The sequence below is a fragment of the Prevotella multiformis genome (assembly GCF_018127985.1).
In the GTDB taxonomy this organism is placed as follows: Bacteria; Bacteroidota; Bacteroidia; order Bacteroidales; family Bacteroidaceae; genus Prevotella; species Prevotella multiformis.
Genome location: NZ_CP072358.1, coordinates 899,827 through 923,785, shown reverse-complemented (window position 1 = coordinate 923,785; position 23,959 = coordinate 899,827). Strand labels below are relative to the sequence as shown.

Below are 23,959 nucleotides of genomic sequence, written 5' to 3'. Positions count from 1 at the left end.
GGCACAGCGCATCTCCATTTACAAGCTGACCCCATCCCCAGCAATATGTTGCAAGGAGCGGGCCGTCAACACGACCGGTGTTTACCGACAACACAATACGTGGTGGGCATCCACACATTTGCTGGAGAGTGCGGTTCATTCCAGTCGCTGTCATATACAGTCGCAAAAAATAAGGTGAACAATTTGCAGAATATTTTTTTTATAATACTTGCATATCATTTCTAAGCATGCTACTCCACACTGCATAGTATCATGTTGCAATTGATTTGGAAATTTATAACTTTTATTTAACAATGCCATCCTCATCGTCAATATTGTGAATCTTTTGCCTCAATGTTTGAGCTTTATGTCCTTTATTGAGGCTAAGCGAAACTTGTATATACACCATATTGGCTTTATCGGCATTCCACGATATGATGCTTTTGGTAAATTTGCTATTAGCATAATTCCTTTCGGAAAGCTTGATCTTACTTCTAAATGGATCCCATATCCCTGCGGTAAACATCCATTGTTTAAGGTGATAAGATGTAGAGAAATAGGCAGCATCTTCCTGTGCTAAGTAAAGATTACCTCTAAGTTCCTTGCGGTTATTGATAATACCAAAATTCATACTCCAGTTCTTTGTCAAGTTCAAGTTACCCTCTACGTAGTAGTTCCATATGTTCTTCGAGTAGTCGAGATTGTCCTTCTGAAATGAAGTTTTTGAAAAAGCGCAGGATCCCGATAATGTTAATCGATCTTTAATAACTTCATAATTGAGAAAGGTACTTAGGGTATGGACTCGACTTTTATTATATTTATCTGTAATATAATAAAGATTACCATTATCAATGTAGCTGTTCGGGGCAAAAGGATGGCGGCTGAACCCATGCGAATAAGCTAACTGGAAATAAAATCTGCTGATATTGCAGGCGACATCAAACTTATTGTTATATTCTATGTAAGGACGTAAGTCAGGATTGCCCTTTTCTATCTCTATGGAATTCAACTTTCTTGTGATATTTGCCATATCTGTCAACTCTGGTACATGGGGAATAAGTTCTGCATTGAAAGAGAAAGTCAAATTATTCATTGGCGTATATGAAAATTTAATCATGGGGCGCATGAATCTTTTCGTATAGGAAATGCTGTCCTTGTCATAGCTAACAATATTTCCTCCAAGTCCTATCTGATAACTTAGATTCTTATAGCGACCAAGAAATTGTGCATAACTGAGTATGTCATAACTGTCAGAGTGGTCTTTCTTCATTATGGCTTGACTATAGTTGTTATTTGTTTTGGCATAATTTATTCTTACTCCAATAGTAAGATTGTTCAGGTCATTTATCTTATGTTCGTACAAGAGCTCCGGAATAAAGGACAGACGCTTACCACGCACACCATACTGATAGTTAAATGAAATCATGGAAGACCGGTCCGTCTCCATAAAATTATATCTATAATTGCTGGTTCTGTATGTTGTTAACAAGTCAAATATCAGATTATCCTTTTTTGCAATCTTTTGAGCCGCATATATGTCTAATGAATATAAATTTGATTTGTACGTGGGTGTCAAAGCGGTGTTACTGATGAAGTTATTGAATGCGTACACTTTCTGTAAGGTTTCATCTTTGTCATTATCGTAGAGTTCTGTGTTGAAATTAACGTTCAAAAGAAGTGATTCAGCAACATGACTATACACACCTTTCAGACTATGTTGCCGATAACTGTAAACCGAGTTGTCACCTTCTTTTATCTGTAAGAGCGAAAGCGGGTCGGACGCAAGCCTTGTGTCATTTCTGTTCTTGGTATAATGCCTGAGCTTATTGCCATAAATAAACGTGATTTGATCCTTTACGTTATTAAGTTTCAGAAAGATGTTATTTTCACTTGATAAAGTCGTGACAGCATCCATTGTTTTGAATCCGAATCCATAACCTTTTACCCCTTCCTTAGTCTTGACATTAAGGATTCCGCCAAAATTTTGAGTGGCATATCTGACGCCAGGATTATCTATAAACTCAATTGACTTTATCTGGTTGGGGGAGATTGCAAGATATTCTTCAGCAGTAGCCGGCACACCATTTATTTGATAGGCGACGCTTTTTCCATCAAACATCGTGATCCCCATTGACTCTTTGGAAACAATAGCATTAGGCAAATGGAGCTTATCAAGTACCCCCCATACATTGTCAGTACTTCCCCTAAGCTCTTTATTTGGATATATTATTAATCTATCCACCATTTTCTTGTATCTTGAAGCTTTGACAACAACCTCTTCAAGCACTTGTGTCTCCTCTTCTAACATGATATTTACAGAGTCCTGTCCATCATACAGCCATGTTTTAGTTTTATAACCAATGGAGGAAAATGTTAATGTATTCCCTTTGGTAAGGTTGTTAATGGTGAACTCTCCATTTTCATCTGTTGTCGTTCCCCCCAAAGGTCTATTGTTATTCTGCACATATATTAAAATATTTACGAAAGGTATTGTTGCTTGTTTTGCATTTATTACTCTACCTTTAAGTCCTTCACCAAAAGATGTAAATGATATAGTCCCAAAAAGAATTAACAGAAGATACCTCATATATATAGATGCGTTAAATTATTGATAAAAAGCTAAATTCTGTCCGATTGGATAATCCTCCGAGCGTTTCAGAGAGAAGTCATCACTAAGAATTGTGATTTTATTAATCTTATTCATAATTTTGATGTTTAGTTTGCCTTTTTTAGCTTCCGGCATTGCTTTGTAATGTCTGTTCAATAATCTTGTAGACAAATTATCTTCTTGCCACTGCAAATATACATATACATATTGTTTAAAACAAGAAAAATCAGTTTTTAATTTTCCAAAAACATGTATTTATAATAAATACTGTTGTGTCATTTTCTATTTTTACATTGTTTATATGAGAAAAGAACTTATTTCATTAAAAGACTTCGAGGTTACATTCAACGAGAACGTTATCGAACGTGCCCAAAAATTCCAAAGCTGCATTGACCAGACGGCCCAGTTCGGCTGCAAGAGTTATCGGGTCATGCAAGAACGGGAGTTGGAGCCAAAATGCAGATAGATGGTTATGACGGTGAGGTTTCGGCATATATATCCAATGATTATTCAGGCATGTCGCAAAGGAGTGAGACCAAGGAGGCTGGCATGAATGCCGTCCGGAAACACGGTTCTTCCGTTACATGCGTAGGTTGGAAGAAGAATAAAGACTTATGCGCTTGCAGGGTATGACTGTCCCAAATCAGATGGTCTTATAAAGGAGGACAAACTACAAGATAAGATGCAGAAAAGGCAAATTGATGCTGTGTCTATTCATCAGCATGCCTTTCCGCCTCTACAGACAACTTATACCCGTATCATCGGTGTCTGTAAATATTTTTACGCAGTTCAAAGCTGACACATGCTCTTCCGGCTTCTAAAAGATGCCTGATTGACCTGCAACAGGTGCTCTATTAGCGTGTTACCAACGCCCTATTGAAGTCCAATCAAGCACCTTTTAAGAATGACTTGACAACCAATTGATTGGCTGCCGGTTACAGACTTGCTTTTTGCACGTGTTTTTCATGTTTGCAGATGATTTGTTTGAAATCATGTAATGACTTTTCAAAATCCTGTCTGTATTTTGAACGTATTAAAATGAAAAGGTTGTTTTGCATCGGAGGGTGATGACAGAATGGACAGCTGACGGTCTTGGCTATGCTTTTGTTTGATGAATCACTTCGGGTCTTCCGTTCACAGTATCTGAGATATTATGCCGACAGCAATGTATTTTCCGCTGCAATAACTCCACAGGTTGCGGCATCTTCACTGAAGGCACCGAAACTCATACAAGCACGTCCTGAGATCCGCAAGAAATTGTAGACCAATGTCAATTATCTGCGCAAACGACTGACAGAGGAAGGCATTGACATAGGCTGCTCCGTATCAGCCATATTCCCTATTATGGTCAGGGACAATAAAAAAATATATGAAATAGCACGAGAATTGCAGAAAAGATGTATCTTTGTAAGCGGTATCACATACCCTGCGGTAAGAACCGAGGAAGCACGGCTTAGTTAGCGTCAGTGTGTTGGCTTCCCATGAAACAGTACGGCAGGAACAATTGGTAACCGCTCTTGTGGAAATCAGGAAATCAATACCTTTTTTAAATGGCAGAAGAAGAAAACAAGCCCAAAAGACACAGAAGGACGAACGTCGATATACAGGCTGACATTATCAAGGCAGCAGAAAGTCTGATCAAGAAAAAAGGCTTTGCATCAATGCTGGTGACAGAACTTATCAAGAAAGCCAGAATTGAACCGCTTGTCTTCTATAACAGATATGACAATCTTGGCGGGTTTTATGATGAATTCGTCAAGAGATACGATTATTGGTTTAAGGATGTCCTGACAGAAATTGAATTTCCGACAGATTCAGAATTGGGGTATATCAATATTCTCAAAAATCTACAGAAAGAACTTCAAGAAAAATCTGTGATGTTAGAACTATTACGTTGGGAAATTGCAGAGGGAAATGAGACCACGGTCCGCACAGCCATGCTCAGGGAAATGCACACATTGCCTCTTGCCAATATCTATGAGGCGAAATTTAAGGATATAGACATCTCTGCCATATCTGCACTGATTATCGGTGGCATATATTACCTTAACCTGCATAGGGATCGCTCTAAATTTGCTGAAATAGACTTAAACACAGAGGTTGGTCGCAAACGCATAGAAAAAGCTTTGGAGGATTTAGGAAACATGATATTCCACTATCAAGATCTGACTGATTACAGACATACTGTCGCAGAGAAAATGAAAGAAAACGGCATCAGTGATGAAATCATTAAAAAATGCCTTAACTGAACGATACATAACAAGTATATTCCCCACTTATCCAGCGTGATAATTGGGGAATTTTTATTCAGAGCCGGTCGCACAAAGGGGCAAATCACGCACCGGCAAGACGGGCATGGCAGACCGGACCTGTCAGGACAAGGCCAGCCGACGCCCCCGTTCCTCCGCTACCGCCTCTCCCGGAAGAAACGCTGCATGAGCGCCTTGCACTCCTCTTCCATCACCCCGCAGACGACTTCCGCCCTGGGGTGCAGCGTCCTGGGGGCATAGAGGCGATAGCCCCGCTTCTCATCCGGACATCCGTAGACCATGCGGCGGAGCTGTGCCCATCCGATGGCGCCGGCACACATCGTGCAGGGTTCAAGGGTGACGTACAGCGTGCAGTCCTGCAGGTATTTCCCGCCCAGTCCGCTGGCAGCCATCGTGATGGCCTGCATCTCCGCATGGGCCGTTACGTCGTTGAGCGTCTCGGTGAGGTTGTGTGCCCGGGCGATGATGCGGTCCCGGCAGACCACCACGGCACCGACCGGAATCTCTCCTTCTCTGTATGCCGCTTCAGCTTCTGCCAGAGCCTGCCGCATATAGTAGAGGTCTTTCTTCATCTGTTCTTCCGTACTCATGCTGCAAAAATACAGGTTTTGTTTTGATTTTACAAAAGATTCGCCTATCTTTGTACGGTTATTTACAATGTAACCGAAGATGACGGGAGCGGTGACAGAGACCCCCGGAAGAGCCGGACCAGCCTCCTCGTACACCATGGCGGTCATGGATGCGGACAGAAGGCATGTCCCGTTTCCGTCTCTCCCGGCTTTTACAGAAAGGATGTATGGGCTACCACAATGAACTGGGAAAATGGGGGGAAGAGGTGGCCGCCAGCTACCTCCGGCAGCTGGGTTACACCATTCTCCACCGTGACTGGGACTATCGCCACCGTGACCTGGACATTGTCGCGATGGACAACGGCGTGCTCGTCATCATCGAGGTGAAGACCCGGAAGAACGAGCGGTTCGCCGATGCCGACGAGGCTGTTACTCCCCAGAAGGTGCGCTCGATCTCTCTTGCCGCCAACGCCTATGTCAAGCGGTACGGCATCAGCCTCGAGATCCGCTTCGACATCATCACGGTCGTGGGAGAGCCGGCAGGGGCGAATGAAGTGCGTCATGTGAAAGATGCCTTCCTGCCTTATATCTGAGAAAGAAACTGACAGACGATGAAGATAATAGATGCTGTGCTGGGCTGGTTCAGGCCCGATGCCATAACGACGGAACCCCAAGTGAAGAGGATACGGCTGGAGACGGTCGACAGTACCAACTCCTTCCTGCGCAACTACACGCCTGCTGCCGATGAGCCGATGACCGTGGCGGTAACCGGATATCAGACGGCGGGGCGGGGACAGGGAGCGAATACCTGGGAGAGCGAAGCCGGGAAGAACCTCCTCTTCTCAGTCCTTGTCCACCCCGTAATGCTGCCCGTCCGCAGCCAGTTCCTGCTCTCGGAGGCCGGTGCGCTGGCCTTGAAGGAGGCGCTGGCAGACTATGTGAAAGACGGCATACGCCTGAAATGGCCGAATGATGTTTACTGGAAAGACCGGAAACTGAGCGGGACACTGATCGAGACGAAGCTCGGCGGCGGCCACATCAAGGACTGCATCTTCGGCGTGGGACTGAATGTCAACCAGACCGTCTTCCGCAGCGATGCGCCCAACCCGGTCTCTCTCTGCCAGATCTTAGGGCACGAAGTGGACAAGGACGAACTGCTGGACAAGATCATCAGGAAGTTCTCCGACTTCTACCATCTGCTGGAGATGGGCGGCTACAACGACATCAGTGCGATGTACCACGAGGCCCTGTACCGCCGCGGCGGCTTCCACCGGTTCCGTGATGCGGACGGCGAGTTCGACGGAGCCATCGTCGAGGTGGAGGACGACGGCCATCTGATTCTCCGCGACCGCAACGGCAGGATCCGTTCCTATCAGTTCAAAGAGGTGGAATTTATTGTTTAATCAGAAGTTAATGTGATCAAAGGAGTCAAAGAAGTTGACATCACATTGGACATCAACTCCTCTGACTTCTTCAACTCCCAAACAAACTACTAAATACAATGGCAAGATTCAACAGAATACTCCTGAAGCTCTCCGGGGAGAGCCTGATGGGAAAACAGGGCTTCGGCATCGACCCGGAGCGGCTCGGCGATTACGCCAGGCAGATCAAGGAAGTACACGACATGGGCGTGCAGATCGGTATCGTGATCGGGGGCGGCAACATCTTCCGCGGGCTGAGCGGCAGCCAGAAGGGCTTCGACCGTGTGAAAGGCGACCAGATGGGGATGTGTGCCACCGTCATCAACTCCCTTGCGCTCAGTTCGGCACTCGAGGCGATCGGCGTGAAGGCCAAGGTGCTGACGGCCATCCGCATGGAGCCGATCGGAGAATTTTACAGCAAGGGAAAGGCGATAGAGGCAATGGAGGCCGGCTGCATCTGCATCTTCTCGGCCGGGACGGGGAATCCTTATTTCACCACCGACACAGGCTCAAGCCTGCGGGGAATAGAGATCGGGGCCGATGTCATGCTCAAGGGAACCCGTGTGGACGGTGTCTATACGGCCGATCCCGAGAAAGACCCGACCGCCACGAAATTCACCGAAATCACTTACGACGAAATCTACAACAAGGGGCTCAAGGTGATGGACCTCACGGCGACGACCATGTGCAAAGAGAACGGCCTGCCGATCTACGTCTTCAACATGGATGTCGTCGGCAACCTGAAGAAGGTGATGGACGGCGAGGACATCGGCACGCTGGTGCATAACTGACGACAGCGTGAACACGAAAGGCGGGGGAGCATCAGCCCCCCGCCTGTGAAGAGGAACGAGGGTGTGTCAAAATGCAGATTAACAACTTGACAACTTTCAAGCTATAAGCAGGTTTTTCCTAAAAGCAAAGACCATTTCTTTACTCAAAATCGAGTACGGAAATGGTCATTTTTAATGAATGGTTTCAAACTGTAAGATGATCAAAATGGTATTTGCATTTTGACACACCCTCCTCTGTCTTTGCCGTCTTCCTGACATAACGGCAGTGGAAGTCCTCCTGTCTCCTCTGTTTTCCATACGTATGGAAAGCAGCTGTTATAATTCCTTAATCTATACATTGTCCATGGACAGTAAGAAATAATTTTCTTATCTTTGCAGACGAATTTTAATTGTATAAATCAATGAAAAAAAGAAATACCTTACTGTTCCTTTTCACACTGCTGATGAGCCTTACCGCCATGGCACAGCAGAAGCCTGTCCATTTCACCGTGCAGCAGAAGCAGGTGAGTCCGACGGAAGTCGACGTCATCTTCACGGCGAAGATCGACCAGGGATGGCATATCTATTCCACCAACCTGCCGGCAGGCGGCCCTACATCGGCGAGCCTGCACGTAGAGAAGAGCGAGGGGGTGACGCCTGTCGGCAGGCTGACGCCCCACGGCAAGGAGACCAGCGCGTATGACAAGAACTTCGAGATGACGCTCCGTTACTTCGAGCACAGCGCCAGCTTCGTCCAGCGTTACAAGATTACCGCCAAGACCTACAGTATAAAAGGCTATCTGGAGTACGGCACCTGCAACGACGAGATGTGCATGCCGCCGATGCAGGAAGAGTTCAACTTCAAAGGCAACGGACCCGCCTCCGCACCGGCTGCCGCACCGACGGCAGCCAGCACGGAAACCGATAAAACGACAACAGCTGCCACCCCCGTGGCAGCTGATGGTTTATCTGCCCTTGCCACCATGACGGCCGACACCGCCGGAACCGGTACGGCCCCGCAGGCCGATTCGGCAGTCTCCGCACAGCAGGCAAGCGTGCAGGCCACGCCGGACGCCGACTTGTGGAAGCCCGTCATCAAGGAACTGTCAGCGTTCAACAACACGAAGGACGGCGGCAGCAGGTCCCTGTGGGCGATCTTCTTCATGGGCATCGCAGGCGGTCTGGTGGCTCTGCTGACCCCGTGCGTATGGCCGATCATCCCGATGACGGTCAGCTTCTTCCTCAAGCGGGCCAAGGACGACCGCAGGAAGGGCATCCGCGATGCGGTCACGTACGGGCTGTCCATCATCGTCATCTACATGGGACTGGCAACGCTGATTACGGCCGCCTTCGGGCCGCAGAAACTGAACGAACTGGCCACCAACGCCCCCTTCAACATCTTCTTCTTCCTGCTGCTGCTGGTCTTCGCCTTCAGCTTCTTCGGCTGGTTCGAGCTCCGGCTGCCCTCCTCATGGGGCAATGCGGTCGACAACAAGGCTTCCGCCACGACCGGTCTGCTCTCCATCTTCCTGATGGCATTCACCCTGTCGCTGGTAAGTTTCTCCTGCACGGCACCGGTGGTCGGCCTGCTCCTTGTACAGGCAGCCACAAGCGGCGACTGGGTGGCACCGGCAGTCGGTATGTTCGGCTTCGCCCTGGCGCTCGCCCTGCCCTTTACGGTCTTCGCCCTCTTCCCTTCCTGGCTGAAGCAGGCCCCGAAGTCCGGCTCGTGGATGAACATGATCAAGGTCGTCCTGGGCTTCATCGAACTGGCGTTCTCGCTGAAGTTCCTCTCTGTGGCCGACCTCGCTTACGGCTGGCACATCCTCGACCGTGAGACCTTCCTGTCCATCTGGATCGCGCTCTTCGGCCTGCTGGGCCTTTACCTCATCGGCAGACTCAAGTTCCCGCACGACGACCCGGAGCAGAAGGCGATGCCGGTGCCGGCCATCATGCTGGGACAGTGTTCTCTGGCCTTCTCCGTCTATATGCTCCCGGGACTGTGGGGCGCACCCTGCAAGGCGGTCAGCGCCTTCGCCCCCCCCATCAACACGCAGGACTTCAACCTTGCCCCGCAGAGCGTCCATGCCCAGTACACCGACTACGAGGAGGGGATGCGCGCGGCGGCGGCAGCCGGCAAGCCAGTCCTGATCGACTTCACCGGCTTCGGCTGTGTCAACTGCCGGAAGATGGAGGCATCCGTATGGACCGACGCACGCGTGGCCGACAGGCTCATGAAGGATTACGTGCTCATCTCGCTCTATGTAGACGACAAGACGCCGCTGAAGCAGCCTGTACAGGTGAAATCTGCTGACGGCGGCACCCGCACGCTGCGTACCGTCGGCGACAAGTGGAGCTATCTGGAGCAGACGAAGTTCGGCTATCTGGCACAGCCGTTCTATGTTCCTCTGGACAATGCCGGCAAGCCGCTGAACGGCAGTTTCAGCTTCAAGGAGGATGTGCCTGCCTACCTCAGCTTCCTCGACAAGGGACTGGAGCGCTACCGGACGGAGAGACAATAGGATTTACACATAGCATCATCCGTTCCCTGCAGACTGCGGCGTACCCCGCCGGACGATGACACATGGACGAAAGGGGCTGTATCAAAAGCCTGGACGAAACCCAAGGCTGCTTTTGATACAGCCCCTTTGGCGTTTCCCCTAAAAAGCGCTTTATTTATCCCCTGACTTATCAATCACATTCTTCATGTAAATTTGCAAGGGATTTTTTGAAGTAACGCAATGTGTCCGCAAGCTCCTTTTGAAAGGTTATGAAAAGTTAAAATGAAGGAAAACGGCGAAAACAAGTGCAGTCTTTTAGAGCCGGCATCCTCCTTTGATAAAAAGGAGATATTCTCTTGCTTGAAACAGTATGATACAGATTGACGCTTGTAAAAACGGGGACAAGGAAGCCCTCGGAGAACTCTATACGACATACGCCGACAGACTTTTAGGCGTATGTCGGCATTATGTGAAGGATGATGACTCTGCCCGGGATGTTCTGCATGATGCTTTCATCATCATCTTCACGTCTATCCGGGATCTGAAGGATGAGTCGAAACTGGAAGGCTGGATGATTGCAATCGTAAGGAATCTGTCCCTGAAGTATCTCCAAAGCACAGAGAAGGGGACCATTCCCTTATCCTGCCTGGATATAGAGCTACAGGAAAAAGAACGGGAGGGAAGGAAAGACATTGAACTGGGGCTGTTGCTGGCAGCGATAGAATCCCTGCCGGAGGGAAACCGTGAAGTGTTCAGGCTCTCCGTCCTGGACGGTCTTTCCCATAAGGAGATAGGCGGACTGCTCGGCATCAACCCGCACAGCTCGTCTTCCCAGCTGTTCAGGGCGAAGAAGGCCCTGCGTGAAATGCTGATCAACTATTGGATGTTCTTCCTGATTCCGGTTCTGATACCGGTCTGTATCTATTTCATAACGAGGGACAGGACCGCCGGGAACAGGCCTGTTGCCGCAGACACCCATGAGAATCAGCCAGAACGTGTCCGGAAAGAATCGGGAACGCTGAAAGAAGAAGAGCCGGGACATTCTGCCTCGCCCGGTACCGAAGGCCGTGAGGGAAGAGCCGCTGCCGGTGTGACGGTCCCTGAAGGGAATATTGCTTCGCAAGTGCCGACGGACAGTGCCGGAACAGAACAGCGAATATTACCCTTCAATGTGGATTCCCTGCCAACACATCTGGCTATAGCTGCCGGAACTGACGATTCTTCATACTGCATTCCACAGATACCACAGGACAGGATGACGGCACTGAATGAAAGAACAGGCCCCAATGCCGGCAAGAAGAAGCATCCGTGGACATTCAATTTCGGCTGTTCATCCAATGCCGGCGCCGGCGGAGCCGTGTCGAATCTGGATTACCTGTCACTTGTAGACTACGCCAACGGCAGTGCGGCGGCCAGACTCTACACCTGGGCCGATCTGGAGGATTATTATGCCCGGAACAATGCGCTGATGGATTCCGTCGAGAGGGCAAGAATGTCCTTGATACTGCGCGGACATCCGGCAGACGGCAACGGTCCGCTGGGAGAGGTCGCACATCACTTCCGTCCCAAGACCTTCGGCCTTTCCATCAACAGGCAATTAAGTCCGAAATGGACTTTCGGGACAGGCATAACCTACACCAGACTGAAATCCGAGTTTGAAAGCGAGTACCACAAGGCGAGACTGGTGAAGACCCAGAAAACAGATTACGTGGGCATACCATTGAGGCTGACCTATCAAGTATGGTCAAAAGGACGGTTCAGCGCATATACGACAGGCGGCATGGCATTTGAAATGCCTGTCCACAGCTCGCTTGAGAAGAAGTACATCATGACAGCCGACTCGTCGTACACGCTGAAGAGCGGTCTCAAGGCGCACTGTCAGTGGTCTGTGAACTTGGGTGTCGGTGTACAGTACAGGATATTCAAGCCTTTCAGCCTGTATCTGGAACCCAATATGTTCTACTACTTCAGGAATGGCAGCGGTCTCGAAACCTACCGCACAGAGCATCCGTTCATCATAACAGTGCCATTCGGACTGCGGCTTACCTGGTAAACGGCGGGAAATGAACAGACAAGGAAAAGTCATAAATACCGTGCAGTCTTTTCGCAGTTTTCTGCTCTTAAGGGTATAAGACAGAACTCAGAAGAAAGAATGTACGGTATTTATGACTACATCCACAATGGAATTGTATTTGTCAACAATGTAGTACGCAGACAGCACAAGGAACTCACATCCCTGATGATCTACTCCACAACAAGCTGTCAGTCTCGTTGCAGGCACTGTTCCATTTGGAAGAAACCCGTGGAAGATCTCAGCTTAGATGACATCATCAGAATAATGAACAGCAAATGTGTAACAAAACGCACGACGGTCGGCTTGGAAGGAGGTGAGTTTATCCTCCATCCCGAAGCAGACAAGATACTGGGATGGTTTGACACCCATCATCCCAACTATACATTGCTGTCCAACTGCCTTGCAGCGGACAAGGTGATTTCTTCCGTAAAGAACCACCGCCCCCGACATCTGTACATATCACTTGACGGCAACAGGGAAACTTATCGCTATATGCGTGGACGGGATGGATATGACAAGGTGATCAAGGTCATAGAGACCTGTAAAGACACCGTGCCCACCTCCCTGATGTTCTGTCTCTCCCCATGGAACTCGTTTAAAGACATGGAGTATGTCATAGGCATCGCCAGCGAATATGACATAGACGTGCGTATCGGCATTTACAGTACGATGTCATTCTTTGACACGACCAGCGATCTGATGGAAGCCGACAATACGGATTTCATCAGCCGGATACCCTCTTCCATCCATCAGACAGATGAAAACTTCGATTTCGTAGCCCTATATGACGGGTGGAAGAACAACAGACTGAAACTGCGGTGTCATAGCATCTTCAGCGAACTGGTCATTCATTCCAATGGCGATGTCCCCTTGTGCCAGAACCTGGACGTGGTATTAGGCAATATCCATGAGCATACGCTTGACGAGATATTCAATTCAAAGGAGACCTGCAAGATCCAGTGTCAACACTCCAAAGCGTGTAATCAATGCTGGATCAACTATCACCGGAAGTATGACATTATCCTGTTGAGAAACCTGGAGAAAATACTGCCAAAACGCCTGATAGAGTTGTTTTACGGGAAATATCAATGGACCAGCGACAGGAAGACCACCTATAAGAAACATTTCAAACGAATAACAGCATAGCTGAAATGGGATATTCAGATAACATCATAGGCAGATACAAGCATATACGCAGTATAAAGGAACTGAGCAATACTTACACACAGCAGTATGCTCTCGTGGGGCTTGGCAATCATTGTGCAGACAACCTGCTGCCCGTCATACAGTATCTTCAGCTGCCGCTGAAATACATCTGCTGCACCTCGGAGAAGAAAGCCGGGCTGATTTCTCAAAAGTACAGAGGAGTCAAAGGTACGACTTCTCTACAGGACATCCTGCTTGACGATACGGTCTCGGGAGTCTTCGTGGCAGCCGATCCGCATTCACATTTCCAGATTGCAGCCGAAGTCATAAAAGCAGGCAAATCCCTGTTCATTGAGAAGCCGCCCTGTGAGGACGAAAGGGAACTGAAGGCTTTGACTGATACCATCAGACTATATGGCCCACAGCATATCGTTGTCGGACTGCAAAGACGCTTCGCCCCTGCAACCCGGATTCTGCGAAAAAGGTTGAAAGGTGACGGCAGACGGCATTACCATTATCGCTATCTGACAGGATTATACCCTGAAGGAGATGCCTTACTCGACCTGTTCATCCATCCTCTTGACTATGCAACATTCCTTTTTGGAGAGGCAAAGATAAAGTGTCTGGATGTCATTCGCAGTAGAGATGGCGGGCAGACTCTGTTTCTTGTATTGGGGCACAAGGATATAACAGGTATGTTGGAACTGTCGACGGATTACTCTTGGCAGGATGCACAGGAACAGCTGAATGTCAGTACAGACAAAGGACTGTATGTATTGGACAACATGGAGCGGCTTGATTTCATGCCGAGACGCTCTGCTGTGCTGGGGATTCCGTTGGAGAAAGTCTTTCCAAACCATGCAGCGACGGTCTGTCTCTACGGAAGAAACGGTTTTGTCCCAACGATGGGGAATAACCAGATCGTTTCGCAAGGGTTCTTCTCTGAAATCAAGACCTTTGCCGACATGATTGAAAACAAGCATGAGGCTGATTACGCCCTGGGCCTGGAAAGTGTCGGTCAGGTTTATTCGTTAATGGCGGAAATACGTAACAGGACGGGCAAGAAATGACCCGCAATCAAGTTCATATAAATAACAACAACCAAATCCATGCAATTATGAAAAAAGCATTTTACAGCCTTCTGTGCATCATGGGCCTGTCGGCGTGTTCATCAGAGCATGCCGCTATTGAGGCATTAAGCGTTTACGATGTGGAAAATTCCGCCTGCAAGGCGAGCCTCTCTCCAACAGAGACACGTCCCGACTTCTATGCGGAAAACGACGGCAGGCCCGCGACGTTGAGCATAGAGCTGGGCAAAGACGGCACAGCCCGGTGCGTGCTGGAAGACGTGAAGGCCAACTGTGCCGTAAGAAACATTCATGTGGACATCGCCAGCCGGGACAATCAGATTACCCTCGTCGTGTACCATAACGTCCTTGATGCGCTTGCCGACTGCATCTGCAAATACGACGTCCGTTTCAAGATGGGCAGGCTGACGGCAGGCAGCTATCATCTGAAGGCATATTATGCCAGACCGGACAGGAAATATGATGAAGCTGACATTGCATATAACGGACAGGTAAATATAGTTCAGAATAAGAAAGTCTCTGTAAGATTCAATCCGGAAGCAGGGCTGCCGGAGAATTAAAAATGCAGGTCATAAAAACGGCATGGCAGACGGCAGTATCGATAAAAAGGCGTACCTTTGTGCCCGGAAAAAAGATCATCAGGATGTTATTGCAATTCTTTCTTACCTGCAACAAGATCGGAGCCTTCACCCTGGGCGGCGGCTATGCCATGATTCCCATCATGGAACGCGAGTTCGTCGACAGGAACCACTGGATGGAGAAGCAGGAGTTCATGGACATCATGGTCGTGGCGCAGACAACCCCGGGCATCTTCAGCGTGGACATGGCAAGCCACATCGGCTACAAACTGCGGGGCGTGTGGGGCGGCATCGTCGGCGCGCTGGGCATCGCCCTCCCCTCCATCATCGCCATCACGCTGATAGCCATGTTCTTCCACAATTTCAAGGACAACGTGTATGTCAACAGGTTCTTCTGCGGCGTACGCCCTGCCGTCGTCGCCCTCATCGCCGCCCCCTGCTTCAAGATGGCGAAGACGGCAGAGATAACATGGGGCACCGGCTGGATCCCCCTTGCCAGCTGTCTGCTGATATGGCTGATGGGCGTCTCCCCCATCTGGGTCATCATCGCTGCCGGCACCGGCGGCTATCTGTGGGGACAGTATCAGAAACGGAAAGGGAAAGAACGATGATATTCTTCAAGCTGTTCTATGTGTTCTCGAAGATCGGCATCTTCAACTTCGGCGGCGGCTATGCCATGCTCTCGCTCATCCAGAACGAGACCGTCGTGAAGAACCACTGGCTGACGAACGCCGAGTTTACCGACATCGTGGCCATCAGCCAGAGCACGCCGGGGCCGATCGGCATCAATGCGGCGACGTACGTGGGCTATACGGCCGTCGTCAATGCGGGCTACCCCCACTGGGCGGCCGTATGCAGTGCCGTGATGTGCTCGCTGGCCATCATGTGGCTGTCGTTCATCCTGATGATCTGCGTCAGCAGATACCTCCTTGCCCACAAAGACTCGCGCGAGGTGAAGGATGTCTTCAAGGCCCTGCGCCCTACGATTGTCGGACTGATTGCCGCCGCCGCCCTGCTGCTGATGACGAAAGACAACTTCGGATCGCCGGCGGACAATCCTTGTCTCTTCGGACTGAGCATCGCCCTCTTTGCGGCGGCCTTCTATTTTACAAGGTACAGAAAGACCAATCCCATCCTCGTGATGCTCGTCTGCGGAATAGCAGGCCTGCTATTCTATTGACTGGGGACGGGAAGAGGCGTGCCGGCGGAGAACCGTTTTGCGCCTCCATCCAGCAGGCACGATTCCCGATTCCGCTCTGACAGTCTGGAAGGGTATGACGGAGACGGCCTCCATCCCGGTACATCTCGCGAGCAGTATTGATTGAATCATTCATGACCGGCGTCAGATTACCGTTGACATCGTAGGTGTAATGGCCATGACCGATCTGCGTCGGGGCCGTCGGATGGCTGCTGTCCTCATACCTATAAGCAAAGTCATAAGACTGGTCAGTCGTTGTAGGGTCCGCCTTCTGTACCTTGGCCGGCGGCTCGCTCATCCTGCCAAAAGTCATCTGCATGGCATAAGAGGCGATCTTGGCTTTACCTGTTGCAGAGATCAAGCGGTTGAAGTCACCGTATTGATAAGTATGGATGAACATACCACCGAGTTTAGCCCAGGTTTAATGGCCAGAATTATTTTGGGTCTTCCGTTAAATGCGTGGATGCTTTCCGTATAGCTTGAACGGAAGAACCGAGGTGATTCATTCAGCAAAAACATAGCCAGGGCTGACAGCTGTCTATCCTGTTATCCTCCTCCGACACAAAGACCTTTTCATTTTAACACGTTGAAAACACAGACAAGGTTTTGAAAAACCATTACATAATTTCAAACAAATCGTCTGTAAATAGGGATATTCAGAAAATATACAACTAACTGTTTTCCAGTGTGATATATTATTTGTACCTTTACACAAAATCCCCCGAACGCCCCATCACGGGCAGAATCGGGGGAACTTAAAAAAAATTCGTCGTGAAGATACAAAAAATTTCTGATATAACACCAACTTTGCCCTTTACAGAGTTCGATTTCTTACAGAGCTATCGTGAAAGCTTTGAAAGAAGCGAACTTGGACGCATCCAGTTCCAGCTCCCACTTAAGGAGTTGGCTGCAGAGTACACGAATCGTAGCCATAAGAGCAAGCGGGGCAACAAGCCTCTTTTCTCGGGCGAAGGAGAAATTGCTTTAATGTTCCTCAAATCGTACACAGGTCTGTCTGACGACGGCCTGATAGAGCTGCTTAACGGAAGCATCCACATGCAGATGTTCTGTGGCGTTCTGATAGATCCTTCCTGTCCCATCAAGGACGGGAAGATCGTAAGTGCCATACGCAACCGTCTTGCCCGTATTCTTGACATAGACAGTCTCCAGAGCATACTGTACGCCAAATGGAAAGACAGTCTCAAAGACAAGGACCTGTGCCTGACGGATGCGACCTGTTACGAGAGCTGCCTGCGTTTTCCTACGGACATCAAGCTGCTCTGGGAGTGTTGCCATTGGCTTCACAGTCTGCTCGTCTCCGAGTGTAAACACCTGTCAGAGCGTGTCCCGAGAAGCAAGTATGATAATGTTGACAAGGCCAGGCTTGCATACGCCAGGCAGCGCAGGCACACAGCCTCGTCCACGCGCAAGCTCAGGAGAAGACTCCTGAGGCTCCTCTCCAAGCTCCTGTCCCAATGGAACCGTCTGCGTAAACAGTACAGTCCCTGCATCTGTCTGTCGGCAGAACAAGAAAAGCGGCTGTCCGCTGTGTGTGAGGTATGTCTCCAACAGTCAGAGCTGTTCTCCGGCAAGGAAGTCAAACACCGTATCGTCAGCATCGACCGCCCCTACCTCCGTCCTATTGTCAGAGGCAAAGAAAACAGGCGTGTAGAGTTCGGGGCAAAGGTCAACAACATACAGATAGACGGCATATCATTCATAGAGCACCACAGCTTTGAGGCATTCAACGAGGGCGTCCGTCTTAAGCAATGCATTGAATATCAGGAATCTCTGACGGGAGTCAAAGTCAGGCGTGTCGGTGCCGATTCCATATACGCCAACAATGCCAACCGCACTATGTGTACAGAGAAAGGCATAACGACCTGTTTCACCAGAAAAGGCCCAGGGCCCAAAGAAGAAGCTGAGTGTCTCAGGACGGCGAGAAAGATCATCGGAAACCTCAGAGCCACGGTAATGGAGGGTAGCTTTGGAAACCAGAAGCAACACTATAGCGTCGGACGCATCAAGGCACGCAATATGTTCAGCGAGAGGCTGCTGCTCTTCTTCGGAATCCATACGGCAAATGCTGCCGTTCTTGCCGCAAGGGAGATGGCCCGGAGTATGAAGAAAGCAGTCTGATAAAAATCGAAGGTGTTCCCACAGGTCCATAGGCAGTATGGAAGGGACAGGTGTGCCCATACAACTCATTATTTGAGGTTTTCGAGCAAAAAACACAGCATATTCTTTTTCTGGGAACTTTTCCAAGGAAAAGAATGCAGTATTTGGCTGCCCTTGGGGAATTCCAAGAGGGAATTAACTGAAATTCCCTAAATATAAAGAACACGTGTAAAAAGCGAGTTCGTAACCAGCAGTCGATCAGCTGGTTATTAAGCCGCTCGTAAAAGGTGCTTGATTGGACTTCAAAAGGGCGTTGGTAACATGCTGAAAGAGCACCTTCTGCAAGTCAATCAGGCATCTTCCAGAAGCCTGAAGGGCATGTGTTGCTTTGGACTGCATGAAAACAGTTTACAAATACCGATGATAGGGGAATAAGCTGTCTGTAGAAGACGGAAAGACAGGCCGATCCCTTAAATACAGTATAATATAACGTATCTAAGGGACGGCTGATTAAAACGTTCACTTCCTGACCTTCCATTGGAATGTACTACATGGCAGTCCCGCTTCATTCACAAGATTGGCACGCGTGAAGGGTTGCCAGCCATACCGGACATATCGAGGATGTGCAACAGAGGAAGACCTGACAAGGAGTGTGTTTGACGATGTTATCTGTGCCTCAGCAGGAAAGTAGATACCATCAGCACCTGCTACTTCAAAGCCAACAAGACAGCTGCCATTGGCTGACAGCGATCGGGCATGGGTGAACTGAAGTTCAAGACCATTGTCCTTCACCGAAACCGAATGACAGACAGGTCCCTCAGACTCAATCTTGTAATCATAGCTATGATGCAGTGCCTGCAAACCAAGCCGCTCACCAACAGGCTTTTTATTCGTGTAATGTACATCCAGAGAATCACCCACATCCGTTGTAACAACCATCCGGGTATTACGAAGCGTTGATGCCATCCGACGTTGAGAGTCACGGAAACGTGGCCATGAAGGACGATTCAAACTTGAAAGCTGCACGAAATAAAACGGCAGCTCCGGGTTGTGGAAGAACCTGCGCCAGCTCTTCTGCAACATGGGGAATAACCGTTCATGTAATTCCATATTGTGCGCATTGGATTCACCTTGATACCATACAATGCCTTTGACATCATAACCCTTCAAAGGAAGCATACCTGCCTCAAACATATAAGCCGGCGCATAGGGATGACGCTGCAGTGGGTTCTTGCTCACACTGATATTCTGCAATGCCCGCTCACGTGCCCATTTCATACCGAAATCACCATGATACCAGTCGCGGAGGATAGCAGGCATACGCTGTTCTAACGTCCTACGGTCAATCCACGACTCCGTAGTCGTTCCGCCAACAGCATTACAAATGATGCCCACAGGTACCTGCAGACTGTCAGCCAACTTCTTACCAAAGTGATAAGCAACGGCAGAGAAGCCACTCAATGACTCACGGGAGCAGTTGCGCCATGGTCCGACACGAAGGTACTGATGACGATTTACTGAGTCACAGGCGCCAGCCGACCATGCAACGGCATTTGTTGGATAGATGGCAGACATATTAAACAGATGCAGGCGAGTCTGTCTGTCAGCTTCGTCCAAGTCCTGTTTTCTGCTCTGTACAGCGTTCACAGGCAATTCCATGTTCGATTGCCCCGAACAAAGCCACACCTCACCGACATATATATCCTTAATTGTAAGTTTCTCTTTCTTCGTACTTATCACTGCATGATAAGGTCCACCTGCCTTTTCAGCCGGGAAAGAAACTCTCCACTTCCCTGCCCCATCAGCTATGGCTGAGAGTGTACGACCGTTGAAATTCACCTTGACAGTCTCGCCTGTGTTTGCTTTCCCTCGGAAGACAACAGGCCTGTTGCGCTGGACAACCATGCCATCCGTATAAAGTGGAGAAAGAGCAAGACCGCCATAGTTGCCGGTCAAGGCTCCATACACAGTCTCAGCGATGATCTTTGCGCCCTCAGCATTCGGATGGATTGCATCAGCAAGAAGGTCAGGACGACTGTACAAAGGCGTATTCAAATCAATCAATGGAAGCCGTGCCGCCTTAGCTACCTGACGTATATGCTTCTGAATCTGCTCATGCCAGTCACGTGTACCACTCTCAAAACGTGGATGACGGTCAAAGATAGGCGTCATAAGGCATACCCAGATCTTTGCCTTAGGATTTGCCTGACGGAAGCTGTCGATCAGCCTGATATAATCTGTATTGAACTCCTCACTGTGTTCTGGCCAGTTACGTGGGTCAGTATCATTGAGTCCGAGATGGATAACGACAAGGTCTGCCTGGAAGGCCAACGCCTCCTTATACTCTTTCTGATCCACATAAGGGCGATGTCCGCGACGAAGCAACGTAGTACCAGAGTGTCCGAAGTTTCTCACCTCATATCCCTCTCCTAACATCCGTTGCAGTTGTGCCGGATAACAATTCTTCTCCCTGTCGACTATTGTCATGCCCCATGTCACACTGTTCCCCACACACGCCACCTTGATTCTGCCGCCAGCAACAACTGTAAGCACCATCAAAAGTAGTCCAGACAAGACGAATATTCTTTTCTTCATATTCATTAATAATGTAGCAGCTGAAGATATAGCTTTTTAATTGAAAGGTTATTCTCTCATAAGAGCTTTGCAAATGTAACTATATTCTGTGAATAACGGAAACTCTTTTGGAAGTATTAAGGTTGGTTTCAAGAATCTATATTAAACAGCCTTTTTACTGCTTACAGACGTGATTTTAAAAACAGTTTGATGAGTATAATGGCAGCAAATATAATCACCATCACTATGAAGTTAAGAATGCGTTTGTTCTTTTTCCCTGGGTCATAAGGATTGCTGCTTGTAACTCCGCGCTGGCGTGTTGATGTGTTGTCATTTGACAAAACAGTAGTTCTTGTCACTCTATCTTTGCCCGATTTAGAAAGACACTTACCCATATAAGCCTTATATTCCACCTCTTTTATATCTCCCTTACTTCGTTGTTGCAAAGAAGTGTAACGACTTGCAAAACGCAGATAGAGTGGATCATCGGATCCACGCACCATCTTCATATAGTGCAGCTTACCACCCAGAACTTTATTAAGAGGTACGTGGTGCTGATGTCCCTTTGTCTTTCCGTGCTGCTGCTTGTAGCTCTTCCACGCAGCCTGGCAGGCATCTTCATAGCCATAACGCTCCCAGATATACAGCAGTGAACGGATTTCACGCACGTAACGGCGGCTAACATTCACCTTTTCAGTTACCATCAAGCCCGTAACCTCCTGCCGTCTTCCACGGCGTTGCAAGTGGGTTTTCGCCTCATTCAGTATGAAGCCGTAACGCTCAACGATAGTCTTTACCTGCTGTGCCAGTTCTCCCTGTGGACGAAGTATGTCTGCATCAGAACTGAAAGTGAGGTCATCAGCATAGCGGGTAAAGGTGACACCCTGTGCAGCAGCTACGCCCGCAATCTCCTTATCCATCTCCCGACAAATAAAGTTCGACAGTGTTGGCGATGTTGCAAAGCCCTGCGCCAGCACCTCCTCGCCGTTATCCGTGCGCACAGTAGCCAGTCCCGATACGAGTTCTGCAGCCAATGACGAGAAGCCGAAAGGCTCTGCCATCAAGCAGTCAGCCACCTGACGGCGTGTGATAGTGGGGAAGAAGTTTTTTAAATCAAGGTTCAGGATATAACGTTTGCCCACGTGTGGACGTGCATTATCTACCACAGAACGACCACAAACGAAGCCGTATGCCCAAGGAGTAGGCTCATCATAGGTCTGCAGGACGATGTTCAATATGTGAAGAACATCATGCAGTCTTCCTTTCGGAGCAGTAATCTCACGATAGCCGCCGTGCTTCTTGCGAAGTCGGAATGTCTTGCAGCGTCGCCGTATATTATTGGTATCAGCAAAGAAACTAAGCTGTTTCCCGCGAAAGTCAGAATAGATGTAGGGTGCTTTCAGTTCATTCAGCAGATTGGCGAGTTCCTGTGCATCATTTAAATAACGCAACTGATTCTCAAAATCAGCCTTTGTGTATTCCCTTCCGTTTATTGTTCTGGTTGCCATAGTGCCTTTGTTTTAAACAAAAAATAGGAACGCTGTAAGGGAATTACTTTTATCGTGAACCTTCGTTAACGATAAAACGATACTTCGTATCAAACTCCGGCGAATACGCCGGAAACTACTTCTAATTCTTTCAGACGTTCCTATCTTTGGCAAAGATAGATATTATAATTCAAACAGCAAAACTTTTCAACCATTAAATTATAACTGTAAAATATTTGTTGAGACTTGACAGAACGGTTATAAATCTTTAGGAATCAAGTAATCAAATATTTTGAATGATGAAAACAAGTCTGTCTTGTCTACTAAGTAAAGCCTTTGAGACCTTGTATTTATCCTCATAAAACAATACTTTTGCACACGATAAATAAAATATTTTAGGGTCTTCCGGAATTTGGAGTGATAATAATTAGTTATTAATAATCGACTACTTACACCATTGCTCATATATGTTAAACCCTTTATATACGGAGAATTATAATCATAATGTGCTAATTAGTAGTGCAGGAGTTACTATAACTTATAAATTCACTTCATTTAGTCTAAATCCATTATTAATGAGAAAGTTATGAAGAGATTTTTGTCTCAAACTTTGAGTATCATTCATAGGTTATCACTCCAAATGTCGGATGAACCATATATTTATCACTCCAAATTTCGGAAGAACCCTGATAATACTCCTTGAAATTACGATATGTACCGAAGTGATAGCACACAAGGATAGTCATGATTTCACTTTCAGAAAGCCTTCCCTTACGATTTCTACAACGTTTACCATTGCTATTATTAGGATGGTAAACATAGATTTTTACTCAGTTCAACATTCAAATTCTTGTCAAACTCGTCAATAATACAGAAAATTTCTATAACCTTGTCTTTTGTAATCATCGCTTGGTTGTTTTGTAAGCTATTGATTTTCAACCATAAAATTACAAAAAACAACGAGATTACCAACTTTTATAAGGACTTTCTTAACCCGAACTCACGTATCTATGATGAAACATGTCGTGGCTTCGGATCAAGGAGCTTCGCCATACTTACGCAACAGGCACATATAACGCAGGGCAAAGTGGTTCATCAGGCGCCTCCAATCCATCTGCGGGCGAATCATCATCCGATAGAAACAGTTCTTGCCATGATTTGAAAGCTTATATATCTTATGCTTGCATACGCTGTGGATGCTCTTACCCACAATGCGGAAGAGGCAAAGAGAAAGGATCAACTCCGAAGCGGAAACCCCGTCATGTTTCTCCAATGACAGGCGAGATAACAGGTGACCGATACCAAACTTGCCAAAAAGATGAAATAAATCATCACTCATTCGAGTTTTAACACTCAGAAGTTTGGATAACTCACTTATTTTCTCTATTTTTGCTTCCATAACAGTTTTGTTGTTTTGTCTTTAAAATCAGTTCTTTGGCGATTACTAATTTACAAAGAAAATTCGACAAACTGTTATTTTTCTATCTATTTATTTGGGTGAGAAACTTTAGTTAATTCATATATTAACGTGGGGTTATCCCCACAATAATGCAGTTATGGGGGTACCATTGTTGCATT

The 23,959-nt window shown here is 47.9% G+C and carries 18 protein-coding genes and 4 pseudogenes; 14 read left to right on the top strand and 8 right to left on the bottom strand.

Going from position 1 to position 23,959, the window contains the following annotated elements; translation table 11 throughout:
- Positions 1–150: 150 nt before the first annotated feature.
- Both J4864_RS11995 and J4864_RS09910 read right to left on the bottom strand, forming a co-directional pair.
- Positions 151–246, bottom strand: a complete 96-nt coding sequence (locus J4864_RS11995) for a cysteine peptidase family C39 domain-containing protein (protein ID WP_394371031.1) — start codon at positions 244–246, stop codon at positions 151–153.
- Positions 247–283: 37 nt separating this feature from the next.
- Positions 284–2,566: a TonB-dependent receptor gene (locus J4864_RS09910; protein WP_211814753.1), complete on the bottom strand. Its 2,283-nt coding sequence runs from the start codon at positions 2,564–2,566 to the stop codon at positions 284–286.
- 322 nt (positions 2,567–2,888) lie between these two features.
- Between J4864_RS09910 and J4864_RS11940 the strand changes: the two genes are divergently transcribed.
- The 3 genes and pseudogenes from J4864_RS11940 to J4864_RS09900 all read left to right on the top strand — a co-directional run bounded on the left by J4864_RS11940 (position 2,889) and on the right by J4864_RS09900 (position 4,836).
- Positions 2,889–3,053 (top strand): hypothetical protein, encoded by a 165-nt coding sequence (locus J4864_RS11940; protein ID WP_317194573.1) that lies wholly within the window; start codon positions 2,889–2,891, stop codon positions 3,051–3,053.
- A gap of 671 nt (positions 3,054–3,724) precedes the next feature.
- Positions 3,725–4,199 (top strand): annotated as a pseudogene (locus J4864_RS11855) (aminotransferase class I/II-fold pyridoxal phosphate-dependent enzyme); the annotation flags it as partial.
- Positions 4,138–4,836: a TetR/AcrR family transcriptional regulator gene (locus J4864_RS09900; RefSeq protein WP_211814752.1), complete on the top strand. Its 699-nt coding sequence runs from the start codon at positions 4,138–4,140 to the stop codon at positions 4,834–4,836. The pseudogene J4864_RS11855 and the gene J4864_RS09900, both read left to right, overlap by 62 nt.
- A 158-nt stretch (positions 4,837–4,994) precedes the next feature.
- On the opposite strand, the gene J4864_RS09895 is transcribed toward J4864_RS09900, so the two are convergent.
- A complete protein-coding gene (locus J4864_RS09895) occupies positions 4,995–5,447 on the bottom strand; it encodes a nucleoside deaminase (protein WP_211814751.1) in 453 nt (150 codons plus the stop codon).
- 206 nt (positions 5,448–5,653) lie between these two features.
- On the opposite strand from J4864_RS09895, the gene J4864_RS09890 reads away from it, so the two are divergent.
- The 10 genes from J4864_RS09890 to J4864_RS09845 all read left to right on the top strand — a co-directional run bounded on the left by J4864_RS09890 (position 5,654) and on the right by J4864_RS09845 (position 16,184).
- Positions 5,654–6,019 carry a YraN family protein gene (locus J4864_RS09890; protein ID WP_211814750.1) on the top strand — a complete coding sequence of 122 codons (366 nt, stop codon included), beginning with the start codon at positions 5,654–5,656 and terminating at the stop codon, positions 6,017–6,019.
- Positions 6,020–6,037: 18 nt separating this feature from the next.
- Positions 6,038–6,829, top strand: a complete 792-nt coding sequence (locus tag J4864_RS09885; RefSeq protein WP_211814749.1) for a biotin--[acetyl-CoA-carboxylase] ligase — start codon at positions 6,038–6,040, stop codon at positions 6,827–6,829.
- 98 nt (positions 6,830–6,927) lie between these two features.
- Positions 6,928–7,638: a UMP kinase gene (pyrH, locus tag J4864_RS09880; protein ID WP_007367237.1), complete on the top strand. Its 711-nt coding sequence runs from the start codon at positions 6,928–6,930 to the stop codon at positions 7,636–7,638.
- A 401-nt stretch (positions 7,639–8,039) separates the two neighbouring features.
- The gene (locus J4864_RS09875; RefSeq protein ID WP_211814748.1) at positions 8,040–10,139 is read left to right on the top strand and encodes a protein-disulfide reductase DsbD family protein; all 2,100 of its coding nucleotides are present in this window, start codon (positions 8,040–8,042) and stop codon (positions 10,137–10,139) included.
- 349 nt (positions 10,140–10,488) lie between these two features.
- Positions 10,489–12,171 (top strand): sigma-70 family RNA polymerase sigma factor, encoded by a 1,683-nt coding sequence (locus J4864_RS09870; RefSeq protein ID WP_211814747.1) that lies wholly within the window; start codon positions 10,489–10,491, stop codon positions 12,169–12,171.
- A 99-nt stretch (positions 12,172–12,270) separates the two neighbouring features.
- Positions 12,271–13,338 (top strand): radical SAM/SPASM domain-containing protein, encoded by a 1,068-nt coding sequence (locus tag J4864_RS09865; RefSeq protein ID WP_211814746.1) that lies wholly within the window; start codon positions 12,271–12,273, stop codon positions 13,336–13,338.
- Positions 13,339–13,343: 5 nt separating this feature from the next.
- Positions 13,344–14,408, top strand: a complete 1,065-nt coding sequence (locus J4864_RS09860; protein ID WP_211814745.1) for a Gfo/Idh/MocA family protein — start codon at positions 13,344–13,346, stop codon at positions 14,406–14,408.
- 47 nt (positions 14,409–14,455) lie between these two features.
- On the top strand, positions 14,456–14,986 hold the full coding sequence (locus J4864_RS09855) for a hypothetical protein (protein ID WP_211814744.1): 531 nt from the start codon (positions 14,456–14,458) through the stop codon (positions 14,984–14,986).
- 83 nt (positions 14,987–15,069) lie between these two features.
- Positions 15,070–15,615 (top strand): chromate transporter, encoded by a 546-nt coding sequence (locus J4864_RS09850; protein ID WP_156792415.1) that lies wholly within the window; start codon positions 15,070–15,072, stop codon positions 15,613–15,615.
- Positions 15,612–16,184: a chromate transporter gene (locus J4864_RS09845; protein ID WP_211814743.1), complete on the top strand. Its 573-nt coding sequence runs from the start codon at positions 15,612–15,614 to the stop codon at positions 16,182–16,184. The genes J4864_RS09850 and J4864_RS09845 overlap by 4 nt, the downstream gene beginning before the upstream one ends.
- Before the next feature lie 112 nt (positions 16,185–16,296).
- Here J4864_RS09845 and J4864_RS11990 read toward each other — a convergent pair.
- Positions 16,297–16,617, bottom strand: a pseudogene (locus tag J4864_RS11990) (hypothetical protein); the annotation flags it as partial.
- A 356-nt stretch (positions 16,618–16,973) separates the two neighbouring features.
- Here J4864_RS11990 and J4864_RS09835 point away from each other — a divergent pair.
- A complete protein-coding gene (locus J4864_RS09835; RefSeq protein ID WP_211814648.1) occupies positions 16,974–18,341 on the top strand; it encodes a DDE transposase in 1,368 nt (455 codons plus the stop codon).
- A gap of 498 nt (positions 18,342–18,839) precedes the next feature.
- Here the strand turns inward: J4864_RS09835 and J4864_RS09830 are convergent, their stop codons facing one another.
- From J4864_RS09830 to J4864_RS09820, 4 genes and pseudogenes are all read right to left on the bottom strand, one after another.
- Positions 18,840–20,921 (bottom strand): GDSL-type esterase/lipase family protein, encoded by a 2,082-nt coding sequence (locus J4864_RS09830; protein WP_211814742.1) that lies wholly within the window; start codon positions 20,919–20,921, stop codon positions 18,840–18,842.
- Between the two features lie 155 nt (positions 20,922–21,076).
- On the bottom strand, positions 21,077–22,402 hold the full coding sequence (locus J4864_RS09825) for a reverse transcriptase family protein (protein ID WP_211814741.1): 1,326 nt from the start codon (positions 22,400–22,402) through the stop codon (positions 21,077–21,079).
- 668 nt (positions 22,403–23,070) lie between these two features.
- Positions 23,071–23,287 (bottom strand): annotated as a pseudogene (locus tag J4864_RS11850) (IS982 family transposase); the annotation flags it as partial.
- A 133-nt stretch (positions 23,288–23,420) separates the two neighbouring features.
- Positions 23,421–23,780, bottom strand: a pseudogene (locus J4864_RS09820) (IS4 family transposase); the annotation flags it as partial.
- Positions 23,781–23,959 lie beyond the last annotated feature (179 nt).

What these genes read in the sequence shown, in the direction of transcription:
- pyrH (WP_007367237.1), top strand. Translation starts at nt 6,928, where the DNA reads ATGGCAAGATTCAACAGAATACTCCTGAAGCTCTCCGGGGAGAGCCTG.
- J4864_RS11995 (WP_394371031.1), bottom strand. Translation starts at nt 246, where the DNA reads ATGCAGTGTGGAGTAGCATGCTTAGAAATGATATGCAAGTATTATAAA.
- J4864_RS09895 (WP_211814751.1), bottom strand. Translation starts at nt 5,447, where the DNA reads ATGAGTACGGAAGAACAGATGAAGAAAGACCTCTACTATATGCGGCAG.
- J4864_RS09875 (WP_211814748.1), top strand. Translation starts at nt 8,040, where the DNA reads ATGAAAAAAAGAAATACCTTACTGTTCCTTTTCACACTGCTGATGAGC.
- J4864_RS09830 (WP_211814742.1), bottom strand. Translation starts at nt 20,921, where the DNA reads ATGAATATGAAGAAAAGAATATTCGTCTTGTCTGGACTACTTTTGATG.
- J4864_RS09855 (WP_211814744.1), top strand. Translation starts at nt 14,456, where the DNA reads ATGAAAAAAGCATTTTACAGCCTTCTGTGCATCATGGGCCTGTCGGCG.
- J4864_RS09870 (WP_211814747.1), top strand. Translation starts at nt 10,489, where the DNA reads ATGATACAGATTGACGCTTGTAAAAACGGGGACAAGGAAGCCCTCGGA.
- J4864_RS09865 (WP_211814746.1), top strand. Translation starts at nt 12,271, where the DNA reads ATGTACGGTATTTATGACTACATCCACAATGGAATTGTATTTGTCAAC.
- J4864_RS09885 (WP_211814749.1), top strand. Translation starts at nt 6,038, where the DNA reads ATGAAGATAATAGATGCTGTGCTGGGCTGGTTCAGGCCCGATGCCATA.
- J4864_RS09845 (WP_211814743.1), top strand. Translation starts at nt 15,612, where the DNA reads ATGATATTCTTCAAGCTGTTCTATGTGTTCTCGAAGATCGGCATCTTC.
- J4864_RS09900 (WP_211814752.1), top strand. Translation starts at nt 4,138, where the DNA reads ATGGCAGAAGAAGAAAACAAGCCCAAAAGACACAGAAGGACGAACGTC.
- J4864_RS09890 (WP_211814750.1), top strand. Translation starts at nt 5,654, where the DNA reads ATGGGCTACCACAATGAACTGGGAAAATGGGGGGAAGAGGTGGCCGCC.
- J4864_RS09860 (WP_211814745.1), top strand. Translation starts at nt 13,344, where the DNA reads ATGGGATATTCAGATAACATCATAGGCAGATACAAGCATATACGCAGT.
- J4864_RS11940 (WP_317194573.1), top strand. Translation starts at nt 2,889, where the DNA reads ATGAGAAAAGAACTTATTTCATTAAAAGACTTCGAGGTTACATTCAAC.
- J4864_RS09850 (WP_156792415.1), top strand. Translation starts at nt 15,070, where the DNA reads ATGTTATTGCAATTCTTTCTTACCTGCAACAAGATCGGAGCCTTCACC.
- J4864_RS09825 (WP_211814741.1), bottom strand. Translation starts at nt 22,402, where the DNA reads ATGGCAACCAGAACAATAAACGGAAGGGAATACACAAAGGCTGATTTT.
- J4864_RS09910 (WP_211814753.1), bottom strand. Translation starts at nt 2,566, where the DNA reads ATGAGGTATCTTCTGTTAATTCTTTTTGGGACTATATCATTTACATCT.